Here is a 14220-nt window from a genome sequence, read left to right on the forward strand (position 1 = left end):
ACTTATATTAATGCAATATTAAAACGCAAAAAGTAGTGAAACAACACTTAAACTCCACAAAAAACACCTAAAACCACAAAACAAAAACCATTTATACATTAATAAACACCATTTACACATTAACTATTTTATAAAATATATTTACATAGTATGTTTGCACTGTAATACACGAGGAAATCGTATTGATAAATTGGGGGATTAATCAATAATGATAATAATAAAAAGCACTACTAAATAGTAGTGCTTTTTATTATTATATAACTTTAACAGTTATTTTATTTATACCCATTTACATAATACACCTCCTATAATAGCTAAAATCACTAATCAATAACTGGTATTAATTGCTATATATTTAAAACTTTTTCTTTCAAGTATTACTAAAGTTTGTAACAAAAAAGCTATTAAAAACTAGCTACATATGACAATCCGAAAATCATTACTATATTACCCCCTTTTAAACTTTCTTCAGTAAACTCCATTTCTTTCATCCATGATTTTGCAAAAAGTGGTCCATACCAAATAAACCCTACAATTATAGGTAGAAATGCTGTTAATACGCATATCAAAAAATTAAATTTAATTTTTATAAACCCATGATTTATAGCTAAATACAATAAAAAAAAGCATCAAATAAATATTTGATGCTTTTCAATAGATTCCTGTATATTTCAATTATTTTATTTTCATTGATTTAGCAATTGCTTCTAATTCAAACAAAAAATCACGTTTGTTTACCGATGGTGCATAGGTAAACCCTTCAAAAATAATTAAACGATTATTTTTCTTATCAACTATTGTATAATTAATAAATGGCCCTGCCATAAAATCATTTTTAACCTCCCATTTTCCTCTTGTCTCATAGGCTTTTTTATCATCTATTTCAGCATCAAAAGTAAATGGTGTATAGGCTTGTTCGGTAATCATATACATACCCTCTTTACTTCCTGGTATGTATTTTTTACCAATAGTATCACGCACTGCAGTAATATTATCAGCAACCGCATTTTCATCGCCTAATGGGACACTATATATTAAAATGTTATTTGTACCATCTCCTCTAGCTATTCCACTTTTTAAATGCTGACGAAACCAAATAAACTCACCTGTATCTTCTACCAATCTAAATCTCTTTGGAATATCTAACGTTAGTCCTATATTGTTTATAGTTTTAAATGCTGTTTCATCGATTCTATCTTTTTTAAAGAGACGTTGTGTAAATTTAATATCTTCATCTTTAAATATCTTAATAATTTCTTTACCTCTAGTGTTTAAAACGTTTATTAACCCTTGCTTATTTTTTGCTGTTACATGAACTATAATTTGAGGAGAGGCATATCTATTATTTTCAATAGTAATAGCTTCTTTTTCTCCTTCTTTTAAGGTTAAAATAGCTTTTCCATGTCGCATAAAACTACTAAACCCAACAGGATCTATTTGGCTTACTGACAATAACGTTTCAGGCTGTGGTAATCCTACTTGATGCTCACCAAATACTTTACGTATTTGATCTCCTAATTTTCCTTGCCAGTCTGCACCTTTTACAACCACCATTATTTTATTGGTGTTACCATTAGATGTTGGTAAAATATAACCTTCTTTGCCTGCACCTGATTTACATGACATCCCTATAAATACCAATACAAGTAAAATTATTTTTTTCATAGTTTGTAGTTTTTAGTGTTGATTTTTTAACTCTTAAATATTTTTAGCTTCATTCCTGGTTTCAGACTTTTTACACTCCAAATATTGTTCCACTTTTTAATTTGTTCTATAGAAACTGATGGATATTTTTTAGATATCGTCCATAACGAATCTCCATTTTGCACTACATAAACATCGTGTTTACCTATTGGCACTTTATATTTTTTCTTTGAAACTTGTTTTGAAACCGCTAATCTCTTTGGATAAATACTTAAACGTTGCCCTATTTTTAAGCGATGGCTTCTCATACCGTTCCATCGTTTTATATCACTAACCCTTACACCAAATTTGTTTGCAATTTTCCCTAAATAATCCCCACTACGCACTTTATAGCGAATGCGTTTGTCCATTTCAAAATACTTTGGCAATGGTTTTTCTCTTTTTGCATCATCTTCATTTGCTAATGTGTAAATTTCTTTTTCTTTATCTAAAAAATCTATTATGTTTTTTCGAGGCAATCGAACTGCATAACTTTTACTTTTTACATAAGGAATGATATCTAATTTATATGACGGATTTAAAAAAGATAATAATTCTGTATCTATCTTTGTTTTTTCTGAAATTTGATCAAAACTAATCGTTCTTTTTACGCGAACAGTATCAGTTTCAAAATGAAAAATATTTGGTGGCTTCGGGTAAATATGATGCTGCTCTGCATATTCAAAAATATACATCGTTGCATAAAATGCTGGTACATAACTGGCTGTTTCGCGAGGTAAAAACGGACGAATATTCCAATAATTTCGATATCCCCCTGATCTTTTTATTGCTTTAGAAACGTTTCCTGGCCCTGAATTATAGGCTGCTAAAGCCAAATCCCAATCGCCAAAGATTTTATATAATTGACTTAAATATTTACAGGCTGCTATAGTTGCTTTTACAGGGTTTTGACGTTCATCAACATACGAGTTTACCTTCAAATCAAACTGAATTCCTGTGCCGTACATAAATTGCCACAAACCCGTTGCTCCAACTCTTGACTTTGCCGCAGGACGCAAGGCAGATTCAACAATCGCTAAATATTTCATTTCTAGCGGCACATCAAACTGATCTAAATACTGTTCAAACATCGGAAAATAATACTGTGCCTTTGCCATTAAGGCTGGATAATATCTTTTACGGTGTTTTAAATAACTATTAATTACTTTTTCTAACGCTGGGTTATAAGCTAAATTAAAAGGTGTTTTTAAATTTAAGTCACTCAATCGTTTTTTTAATAAATCGGTAGAAAGTATTGTGGTAGTATTACCTATAATTTCTTTATCGTTAATTACATATTGAATACTATCAAACAGCGAAGAATTAAATTTTTCTTCTATTAATAAACTATCAATAATTTTTAAATCGGCATCAGTGTATAACGTATCAATTTGTTGTGTTTTGATAGTATCTTTAGCTATTAATGTTGAATCAACAACTATTTTTACCTGCTCTTTTGTTACAAAAACACTATCAACAGGTTGCTGTGCAGCAATTGAAAGTGTAAAAAAAAGTAATCCTAAAATATTTTTCATAAGTAGTTTTATAGCGTTAATTCAACAACAATCGGACAATGGTCTGAGTGTTTTGCTTCTGGTAAAATATAGGCTCTTGAAATTTTATCTTTTAACGGCTCAGAAACCATTGCATAATCCAATCGCCACCCCTTATTATTGGCTCTAGAATTTGCTCGATAACTCCACCAAGAATACTCTTGTCTTTCTGGATTTAAATGACGAAAACTATCAGTAAATCCGCTATCAATAAACTTCGTTAACCACTCACGCTCTTCGGGTAAAAACCCAGAAACACCTTTCATTTTCGGGTTGTGAATATCTATTGCTTCATGACAAATATTGTAATCGCCACAGATAACTAAATTTGGAATGGTTTTACGCAAATCGGTCGCATATTCCAAAATTTCATCCATATAATTAAACTTATAATCTAATCTTGCAGCATTGGTTCCTGATGGTAAATACATGCTCATTACCGAAACTTCATCAAAATCTACACGTAAATTTCTCCCTTCAAAATCCATTGATTCAATTCCTGTTCCGTATTCAATATGATTGGGTTCTTTTTTACAAAAAACAGCTACCGATGAGTAGCCTTTTTTTTGTGCTGAAAACCAATAATGATAAGGATAACCTGCATTTTCAAATTCAGATAGGTCTAATTGTTCTTTGTGTGCTTTGGTTTCTTGAATACAAATTACATCTGGGTTTGCAGCTTGTAACCAATCAATAAATCCTTTTTTTAATGCAGCACGAATTCCGTTTACGTTGTATGAGATTATTTTCATTAATCTAAAAATATTGGTTTTTTAAGAAAAATCCACGTTAGCTGCTTCCTTTTTCCTGTTTGCGTTTCTATTATTTTTATTCTTGGTGATAAAAAATATCCTAAAGCAATTGCTATCGCTATTCGTAACCAATCAGGCTCTACATGAAATATTTTATCTAAAATCAACAAAAAAAGTATTGCATGAAGAGGATAAATTAATCTATGAAATTTTTTAAAAAAACCTTCCATATTAAATATTCATCTCAGAAATTTCTCCATCAACAATTAAAGTTCCTTCAGTAGCTTCTTTAATTTCTTCAACAGATACTCCTGGAGCTCTTTCTAACAAATGAAAAGCACCATTTTTAACTTCTAAAACAGCTAAATTGGTAACTACTTTGGTTACGCAACCAACACCTGTTAGAGGTAATGAACATTCTTTTAATATTTTAGATTCGCCACGCTTATTCGTATGCATCATAGCAACAATAATATTATCTGCCGATGCTACTAAATCCATCGCTCCGCCCATTCCTTTTACCATTTTACCGGGAATTTTCCAGTTAGCAATATCACCGTTCTGTGCAACTTCCATCGCTCCTAAAACAGTTAATTGAACGTGTTTACCTCGAATCATAGAAAAGCTAGTTGCTGAATCAAAAATAGACCCTCCATCTAAAACAGTAACTGTTTGTTTACCGGCATTTATTAAATCTGCATCTTCAGTTCCATCAACCGGAAATGGTCCCATACCTAACAATCCGTTTTCTGATTGAAACTCCACTTCAATACCTTCTGGAATGTAATTAGCCACTAAAGTCGGAATTCCGATTCCTAAATTAACATACCATTTATCTTGTAATTCTTTTGCTATTCGTTGCGCTATTTGTTGTTTACTTAATGCCATTTTATTACGCTTTTGGAGTTACCGTTCGTTGTTCAATTCTCTTTTCATATTTTTCTCCTTGAAAAATACGTTGCACAAAAATTCCAGGAATATGAATTTGATTTGGATCTAATTCTCCTGCTGGCACTAATTCTTCAACCTCAGCTACGGTAATTGTTGCCGCTCCACACATATTTGGATTAAAATTGCGTGCTGTTCCTTTAAAAATTAAATTTCCGGCAGTATCTCCTTTCCATGCTTTTACAAATGAAAAATCTGCTTTAAAAGCTGGTTCTAACACGTACATTTTTCCGTCAAACTCACGCGTTTCTTTTCCTTCGGCTACTTCTGTACCATAACCTGCTGGTGTATAAAAAGCGGGAAATCCTGCTTGTGCAGCCCTACATTTTTCTGCTAAAGTTCCTTGTGGTGTAAGCTCAACCTCTAGCTCACCCGATAACATTTGACGTTCAAATTCGTCGTTTTCTCCTACATAAGAAGAAACCATTTTTTTAATTTGTTTATTCTGTAATAATAAACCCAATCCAAAATCATCAACCCCTGCATTGTTAGAAATACAGGTAACGTTTCTTACATTTAACTTTACAAGTTCAGCAATGGCATTTTCTGGTATACCACATAAACCAAAACCTCCTAACATAAAAGTCATAGAATCTTTTACACCAGCAACAGCTTCTTGTACGTTATTTACTTTTTTATTTATCATTGTAGTTGTTTGTTTAATACTAAAAATTTCTTACAATCTTAAAAATCAGTTTCTTCGGATGATTTTTCATCTTTATTTTCCTCTTTCTGCTTAGCACAGTTAATTTCAATGGAAAGTTTTTCTGATGGCTTTTCAAAATCTGACTGACTAATATTTAAGCTTTTATCAGCATAGCATTTTTGCATAAATAATGCCCATGTTGGTAACGACATTGCTGCTCCTTGCCCTTTTCCGATTCCTGCAAAGTGGGTTGCTCTATCTTCACCACCTGTCCAAACTCCTGTTGCTAAATTTGGTACAATTCCCATAAACCAACCGTCAGACTGATTTTGAGTTGTTCCTGTTTTTCCTGCAATAGGGTTTGTAAATTTATATGGATGCCCTGTAATATAATCAGGGTATTTACTCGATAAACGTAAACGAATACCTGACCCTCCTGTTGTTACTCCTTTCATTAAATCTAACACTACATAGGCAGATTCTTCACTTAAAACCTCTTTTGTTTCAGGCACAAATTCTTCTAAAACTGTTCCGTTTTTATCTTCAATTCGAGTAATCATCATCGGACTTACACGTAACCCTTTATTTGCAAAAGTTGAATACGCACTTACCATCTCTATCAACGATAACTCTACAGCACCTAAAGCTATTGATGGATTTGCATCAATCTTTGATTTTATTCCTGCCGATGCTGCTAAACGCGCAACATTTATTGGTGAAACCTTATCAATTAGTTGAGCTGACACTACATTTACTGAATTTGCTAATGCTTTTTTTAATGTTAACTCACCACCGTATTTATTACTGGAGTTTTTAGGTGTCCAATCTTCTGGCATTCCATATTTTTCTTTAGGAATGGTGTACAATACATTTGGCAACTGATCACAAGGTGACATTTTTAGCTGATTAATTGCTGTTGCATATACAAAAGGTTTAAAAGTAGAACCTACTTGACGTTTTTGTTGTTCTACCGCATCATATTTGAAATATTTATGATTAATACCTCCCACCCATGCTTTAATATGACCTGTTTGAGGCTCTATAGAAACTAATCCTGACCTTAAAAAGTGTTTGTAATAACGTATAGAGTCATAAGGTGTCATAACAGTATCTATTTCTCCTTTCCAAGAAAAAACACGCATATCAACATCAGTATTAAAAGATTTTTCAATCTCTTCTTCTGATTTACCTGCAGCTTTTAATCGTTTGTAGCGTGTTGAATTACGTTTACCTCGTTTCATTATTCCGGTAATCGTTCTTTTGTCGATATCGTAAAAAGGGGCTTTTTTATTTCTTTCTTGTTCTTTAAAAAAGAAAGATTGCAGGTTTGCCATATGCTCTCTACTTGCCTCTTCGGCATATTTTTGCATACGAGAATCAATCGTAACATGTATTTTTAATCCATCTTTATAAATGTTATAAAACTCTCCATTATCTTTCGGATTTTCTTTTGCCCACTTTTTTAAACGCTGTTTTAAGTTTTCTCTAAAATAAGTTGCCAATCCATCACTATGACTTTCTGGTGTGAAATTTATTTTTAGTGGTAATTTTTGTAATGAATCTCTTTCTTGATCAGTTATCACATCATTTTTTGCCATTTGAGCAAACACAACATTTCTACGTTGTAATGATTTATTTCTTGATATCTTTCTATATGGATTAAACTGCCTTGGGTTTTTTAACATGGCTACTAAAATAGCGGACTCTTGCAAGTCTAACTCCATCGGTTCTTTACCAAAATAAATACGTGATGCTGAACGAATACCAGTCGCATTAAATAAAAAACCTTGTGTATTTAAATACATGGTTATAATTTCTTGCTTAGTATATTGTCGTTCTAATTTAACAGCAACTACATATTCTTTAAGCTTTTGAGTAAGTCTTATTAATTTATTACTTGCTCCTCCTTTATTAAATAAATTTTTTGCTAATTGTTGTGTAATAGTACTTGCACCACCACCTGCTCCTAATTTTGAAATTGCCCTTGCCAAACCTCTAAAATCAATCCCAGAATGTTCATAAAAACGTTCATCTTCAGTGGCAACTAATGTTTTTATTAATTTTTCTGGTAAATCTTTGTATTTAATAGGTGTACGGTTTGCTTTTACGTAATATTTTCCTAAAGTTTTTCCGTCAGCAGAAATTACTTCAGTTGCTAAATCGCTTTTAGGGTTTTCTAACTCTTCAAAGGTTGGCAATGCTCCAAAAACTCCCCAAGAAGCAAGTAAAAATAAGGACCCTATAAGAAGGAAACCACCTAATATGATTCCCCAAAACCACTTGATGTATTTATTAAAATTAGTTGTTTTTTTCTCTTTCATTATTGCATTTTTTCAATTCTAAATCCTACTTCAGAAATACCTTCAAGTGTATTTATTCCTTTAATTTCACCATTTTTTCTCATGGCTTGTTTTACTTTAAAAGTATATTCTCCTGTATTAGGAAATGTTATATTTTCTTTATAAAATAATTTATTTTCTTTAATATTTGAAAAACCTTTGCCTAAAAATTTCCCTGTAACATCTGCCATATCATACTCTAAAGTATCTATAATTGTTTCTCCGTCAGGAAAGTTTATTTGTGCTATTAAAAACAAATTACTGTACTCGTAATCTTGATTGTTTCTAAGGTTTATAAACAAGTTTTTCTTTTGTATTGAATCTTTTATCGAAAAAGTAAACGTAACAGTATTATTTTTATTCCATAGGCTATTTGGCAATGTTATATACTCATCATAAACTCTTTTTGAGTCACATGATGTCATTGCTAAAAAAACAAAAACTAATGCTAGTATACTATTCTTTTTCATTTTTAGGTTTGGTTGATTTATTTTCGTTCGGTTTTCTATTTCTTTGATTATTATTTCTTCTTTTCTGATTGTTTGGTTTTTTATTTTGAGGTTGAACACCTTTGCTTTTATTATTTGGGGTTTTATCTGTTTTTTGGTTATTCTCTCTAGGATTTTTTCTAGGTTTCGGTTTCCTTGTTTCAACTGAGGCAACACCTGTGTTTTTATTACCTTCTTTTTGTCCTGGTTTTCTTTGAGGTTTTTTATTTGTCTTTACTTCACCAGGTTTCGTACCATTTCTTTTATTTACTGGTTTTCTTGGAGGTCTTCTTTTTGGTTTGGTTTCGTTTGATTGATCACCCTCTGAGTTGTTTGCTGGTTTTCGTGATTTTCTTCTACTATTACGAGATTTCTTTTTAGGAGCATCAAAACGAGTTAAACTATCTTGTCCTACAACATTTTCAAAATCTACCGTTGGCTCCGTTATAATATCTAATTCATATTCATCTAACGGTAAAGCAACTTCATTATTTTTATTTAATTCGATAATTTCATTTACTTGCTCTAATGATAATCGAAACCATTTAAAACTTTCATGCTTATAAGTGTACCAAAGTATTTTTTTAAAGATATCCATCTTTACAAAAACAGCATCTCCTTTTTCTGTTTTCAGTATTTTATCTTGCTTCGGAAAACTTTGTAAAGCATCTAAATACGTATCCAACTCAAAATTTAAACAACATTTTAACTTACCACATTGTCCTGCTAATTTTAACGGGTTTAATGATAGTTGCTGGTAACGAGCTGCTGCTGTATTTACTTTTCTAAAATCGGTTAACCAAGTAGAGCAACATAACTCTCTACCACAAGAACCAACACCGCCTAAGCGCGCTGCTTCTTGACGCATACCTACTTGTTTCATTTCTACACGAATAGAAAAAGTTCCTGCTAAATCTCTAATTAATTGACGAAAATCTACTCGTTCATCTGCAGTATAATAAAAAGTAGCTTTGGTACCATCCCCTTGATATTCAACATCAGATAATTTCATTTTTAGCCCTAAACGGCTAATAATCTCTCTTCCTTTTCGTTGAGTTTCTTGTTCTCTATCTCTGGCGGTGTGCCAAATATCAATATCTTTTTGAGTAGCTTTTCTGTAAATTTTCTTTACATCTTCACTATCTACACTAATTTTTCGTTTTTTCATTTGAACTTTTACAAGCTCTCCTGCTAAGGCAACTATACCTATATCATGCCCCGATGACCCTTCAACCGCTACGACATCTCCCATAGAAACAGTTAGTTTCTCGGTATTTTTATAAAAATGTTTACGTCCGTTTTTAAAACGAACTTCAAAAATATTAAATGGTGCTTCACCCGTAGGTAAAGTCATATTCGATAACCAATCAAAAACGGCAAGTTTATTTCCACTTCCACAAGTACCTGTTGCACAATTTCCATTGCTTTTACAACCATTAGGCACACCGTTTTTGTTAGTTGAGCAACTGCTACAACTCATAAAATAGTATATTATTAGAAATGCTTTTTAAATCTGAATTTTCCCAGTATCAAAAAACACTTTTTTATTATTGATTTTCAGTTAGATAAAAATTAATTATCACAACTTTCCTTAATCAGTAAAGATACGTATTCTATCGAAAATTAAAAATGGAATTTTTTCATAAAAAAACCTTTCTTAATTTTATAAAAATTAAGAAAGGTTGCTAATTAAAATAACTATTGCTATTTAGTTCTTTTTTGCCCAATTATCACGCAAACCAACGGTTTTATTAAATACTAAATTATTGGCAGTCGAGTCGTCATCAACATTAAAATATCCTAAACGTTGAAATTGAAATTGTTGCCCTATTGTTGCTGTTTGCAAGCTTGGTTCTACAAATGCGGTAATTTTTTCTAAAGAATTTGGATTTACAAACTCCATAAAATCTTTGTCTTTATGACTATCTGGTGCTTCATCTAAAAATAAACGATCATAGGCTCTTATCTCAGCTTTTACAGCGTGTTTTACCGATACCCAATGTAAAGTTCCTTTTACTTTTCGTTTACTTTCTTCTGTATTACTTCCTGACTTTGTTAACGGATCGTACGTACATTGAATTTCTGTAATATTACCCTCTGCATCTTTTGTACAGCTATTAGCTGTAATAAAATAGGCATTTTTTAAACGAACTTCTTTTCCTAATTTTAACCTAAAAAACTTCTTATTTGCTTCTTCTCTAAAATCTTCTCTTTCAATATAAATTTCTCTTGAAAAAGGAACCATTCTTGTTCCTGAATTTTCATCTTCAGGATTATTTTCTGCAATTAAAACCTCTTCTTTATCTTCTGGGTAATTAGTAATCACCACTTTTACAGGGTCTAAAACCCCCATTACTCTGTTGGCTGTTTTATTTAAATCTTCTCGTATTTTAAACTCTAACAACGAAACGTCAATAATATTTTCTCTTTTTGATACGCCTACTGTTTCGATAAAATTACGGATAGATGCTGGTGTATACCCACGACGTCTTAATCCAGAAATTGTTGGCATTCTTGGGTCGTCCCATCCTTTTACAATTCCTTCTTCAACCAATGTTAATAACTTACGCTTACTCATTATTGTGTAGCTTAAGTTTAAGCGCGAAAATTCACGCTGTTTTGGTGGATTTGGAAATTCTGTCTTGCTGTATTCGTATACATTATCGCGAAACCAATTGTATAACTCACGGTGAGGTTTAAACTCTAACGAACATAACGAGTGTGAAATTTGTTCTAAATAATCACTTTCACCATGTGTCCAATCATACATCGGATAAATACACCAATCGTTTCCGGTACGGTGATGTGCTTTTTTTAAAATTCGATACATTAAAGGATCGCGCATTAACATATTTGGCGACTCCATATCAATTTTAGCACGTAAAACATGCGTTCCTTCATCAAATTCACCAGCTTTCATTCGGCTAAATAAATCTAAATTTTCTTCAACCGATCTATTTCTAAAAGGACTATTAGTCCCAACCTTTGTTGGTGTTCCTTTTTGAGTACGCATTTCTTCAGAAGATTGACTATCAATATACGCTTTACCATCTTTTATTAATAAAACTGCCCAGTCGTATAATTGCTGAAAGTAATCAGACGAATACAATTCATTTGCCCATTTATACCCTAACCAAGTAACATCTTTTTTAATAGCATCAACATATTCTTGCTCTTCTTTTGCTGGGTTTGTATCATCAAAACGTAAGTTTACTGGTGCGTTATACTTTTCACCTAAACCAAAACTAATTCCGATAGCTTTCGTGTGACCGATATGTAAATATCCATTAGGTTCTGGCGGAAAACGAAAACGTAAATTTTCTTTTGGCAATCCGTTTGCTAAATCTTCTTCTATGATTTGCTCTAAAAAATTCAATGATTTTTTTTCTTCTGACATCTTCTGTTGAAATTGAAGTGCAAAATTACGGAAAATTGTTGAAGAAAATTTTATCCTAAAAAAAGAAAAAGTGAAAACTCTACATAGAGTTTTCACTTTTTTATCAATACCATTTTATAGTGTGATTCTGAAATAAATTCAGAATAACCTTCAAAAGTTTATTTACCAAACGAGTTATTTTCTTGATTGATGTCTGCCATTAATTTTGATGGATCAATTTCAACAGATTTTACTTCTTTAGAAGTTGCAAAAGTATAGGTTGGGTGCGCCCAAGTCCAATCAGTTATTACTGTTGCTTTGGTTGGTTTTTCGCCACGCATCATACGTAACGGAATATTAAATGTTTCTTTACTGCCATCTGTGTAAGTTACCTCAACATCAATAGGCATCGGCATTCTTCCTATTCTTTCTAACACCACTTCTTTACCGTTAACCGATTTTACTCCGTAATCTATGGTGTGCGTTGTTTGTGTCCATTCGTTTAAATACCAGTCTAAATGAATTCCTGAAACTTTTTCGGCAGTTCTTTTTATATCATTTGGCGTTGGGTGTTTAAATGAAAAATCAGTAAAGTATTTTTTTAATGTTTTTGCTACATTTTCCTCTCCAATAATATACTCTAACTGTGATAAGAAAATATTTCCTTTAGAATAACTTGCTACACCGTAAGCTGTGTTTGTATGATACCTATCTGCATGTGTAGATAATGATTCTTCAATGTTATTTTTTACTACATAATTGTAGCCCATATATGAACCTCTGTGTGGATTTTTTACATTTTTACCTAAAATTGCATTTTCTGCTTTGTTAGATATATAGGTAGTAAACCCCTCATCCATCCATGGATGCTTGCTTTCGTTACTTGCTAATAAAAACTGAAACCAAGTATGTGCCATTTCGTGTGCTGTTACACCAAATAAACTTCCCCAGCTACGTTTTCCGGTAATTAAAGTACTCATTGCGTACTCCATTCCACCATCACCACCTTGTATTACTGAATATTGTTTGTATGGATATTGCCCTATGTTTTCAGAAAAATAATTCATTAATTCAGCAGTTTTAGGCTGTAATTTTTTCCAATTTTCTAGATATTTAGCCTCTAATGTTTTTTTGTAAAGGAAATGTAAGTCGATTCCGTTATCCATTTTATAGGTGTCGTGAATATATTCTGGGTCGGCACCCCAAGTAAAGTCATGCACATTTGGTGCTTTAAATTTCCATGTTAATTTTTTTCCTGAAGGAAGATTTAAGGCTTCATTTTTATTCTCATAACCATGCCCTACTTCTTGTGGATTCTGCAAGTAACCTGTACCTCCAACTACGTAATTTTTATCAATATGAAGTGTTACATCAAAATTACCCCAAACACCATGAAACTCTCTAGCTATATATGGTGGTGTATGCCATCCTTCAAAATCATATTCTGCCATTTTAGGATACCATTGACTCATTGATAATGCAACACCTTCGGCACTATTACGCCCAGAACGACGAATTTGATTTGGCACTTGTGCATCAAAAACCATATCAAACGTTACGCTTTCTCCTGGTTGAATTGCTTTATTTAATGTTACTTCTAAAATAGTTCCTACTGTTTCGTGGTTTACTGCAACTCCATTTTGTGTTAACGAGTTAACCTTTATGTAGCCTATTTCTGTTGGCGATAGTTTTACAATTTTGTCGGCAATCTTTTTACCTGGATCTTTAATGTTTCTCGAACGAATATCCATTTGAGAATTTGGTTGAAAAGCATTAAAATATAAGTGATAAAAAACTTTATCTAAAACATCTGGCGAATTGTTTGTATACACCACTTTTTGCTTTCCTTTATATTGATATGTTTTTACATCCATATCAATATCCATCGTATAATCAATATGTTGTTGCCAATAGTTTTGACTTTTTGTTTTTTTTATTGGATTTTCTGTTACCTGTTTGCTTGTTGCTGCACAAGAAACAATTGATAATAATGAAAGTCCTAAAATTATTTTTTTCATATTAAATTGATTTAATTCCTATTGTAGTTAGGGTGTTTTTTAAACTATTAAATTCGTTTTCATTTTTTAAAATAGAAAAACTTCTTTTTTTTCCGTTATGTAATTTTAAAAAAATGCGTTCTTTACCATAAATTTTCTTAGTTTCTACACCTTCAATTTTAGATAACTTATAGGTTGTTTTCCATGATCTTTTAAATAAATAAAAGAGTATTGCTACTACTGATATTACTCCTAACAATAACATGAAAATAAATAAAATTTCATTTTTAGAATAACTTATAGAAACCAATTGAAAACTCATATTAACTACATTTACTGATAATAATATTAGTACTAAACGTGAATGTAATGGAACATCATCTTTAATAATTAATAACTCTTTTTGTTTATCAAACTCTAACTGCATAAGGCGTTTTA

Annotated in this window: 12 protein-coding genes; all 12 read right to left on the reverse strand. The window is 31.7% G+C overall.

Annotated elements, in window-relative coordinates:
• Positions 1 to 404: 404 nt before the first annotated feature.
• Positions 405 to 569, reverse strand: a complete 165-nt coding sequence (locus Q4586_RS01170) for a DUF1761 domain-containing protein (RefSeq protein WP_303525604.1) — start codon at positions 567 to 569, stop codon at positions 405 to 407.
• A 106-nt stretch (positions 570 to 675) separates the two neighbouring features.
• Entirely contained in the window at positions 676 to 1665 is a 990-nt protein-coding gene (locus tag Q4586_RS01175; protein WP_303525606.1) for a DUF4837 family protein, read from the reverse strand.
• Between the two features lie 26 nt (positions 1666 to 1691).
• A complete protein-coding gene (locus tag Q4586_RS01180; RefSeq protein ID WP_068701831.1) occupies positions 1692 to 3218 on the reverse strand; it encodes a lytic transglycosylase domain-containing protein in 1527 nt (508 codons plus the stop codon).
• Positions 3219 to 3226: 8 nt separating this feature from the next.
• Positions 3227 to 3988 (reverse strand): exodeoxyribonuclease III, encoded by a 762-nt coding sequence (locus Q4586_RS01185; protein WP_303525610.1) that lies wholly within the window; start codon positions 3986 to 3988, stop codon positions 3227 to 3229.
• Positions 3989 to 4219: 231 nt separating this feature from the next.
• On the reverse strand, positions 4220 to 4876 hold the full coding sequence (locus Q4586_RS01190) for a CoA transferase subunit B (RefSeq protein WP_303525613.1): 657 nt from the start codon (positions 4874 to 4876) through the stop codon (positions 4220 to 4222).
• A 4-nt stretch (positions 4877 to 4880) separates the two neighbouring features.
• Positions 4881 to 5582, reverse strand: a complete 702-nt coding sequence (locus tag Q4586_RS01195) for a CoA transferase subunit A (RefSeq protein ID WP_068701839.1) — start codon at positions 5580 to 5582, stop codon at positions 4881 to 4883.
• 38 nt (positions 5583 to 5620) lie between these two features.
• Positions 5621 to 7903 carry a transglycosylase domain-containing protein gene (locus tag Q4586_RS01200; RefSeq protein ID WP_303525616.1) on the reverse strand — a complete coding sequence of 761 codons (2283 nt, stop codon included), beginning with the start codon at positions 7901 to 7903 and terminating at the stop codon, positions 5621 to 5623.
• Positions 7903 to 8391 carry a gliding motility lipoprotein GldH gene (locus tag Q4586_RS01205; RefSeq protein ID WP_084443009.1) on the reverse strand — a complete coding sequence of 163 codons (489 nt, stop codon included), beginning with the start codon at positions 8389 to 8391 and terminating at the stop codon, positions 7903 to 7905. The genes Q4586_RS01200 and Q4586_RS01205 overlap by 1 nt, the downstream gene beginning before the upstream one ends.
• Positions 8378 to 9889 (reverse strand): PSP1 domain-containing protein, encoded by a 1512-nt coding sequence (locus tag Q4586_RS01210; RefSeq protein WP_303525621.1) that lies wholly within the window; start codon positions 9887 to 9889, stop codon positions 8378 to 8380. The genes Q4586_RS01205 and Q4586_RS01210 overlap by 14 nt, the downstream gene beginning before the upstream one ends.
• 228 nt (positions 9890 to 10117) lie before the next feature.
• A complete protein-coding gene (locus Q4586_RS01215; RefSeq protein WP_303525624.1) occupies positions 10118 to 11806 on the reverse strand; it encodes a glutamine--tRNA ligase/YqeY domain fusion protein in 1689 nt (562 codons plus the stop codon).
• Between the two features lie 158 nt (positions 11807 to 11964).
• Complete coding sequence (locus Q4586_RS01220) at positions 11965 to 13803, reverse strand: M1 family metallopeptidase (RefSeq protein ID WP_068701849.1); 1839 nt, start codon at positions 13801 to 13803, stop codon at positions 11965 to 11967.
• 1 nt (position 13804) lies between these two features.
• Entirely contained in the window at positions 13805 to 14209 is a 405-nt protein-coding gene (locus tag Q4586_RS01225) for a hypothetical protein (RefSeq protein WP_068701851.1), read from the reverse strand.
• Positions 14210 to 14220 lie beyond the last annotated feature (11 nt).

Source organism: Tenacibaculum soleae, from assembly GCF_030549005.1.
Classification (GTDB): domain Bacteria; phylum Bacteroidota; class Bacteroidia; order Flavobacteriales; family Flavobacteriaceae; genus Polaribacter; species Polaribacter soleae.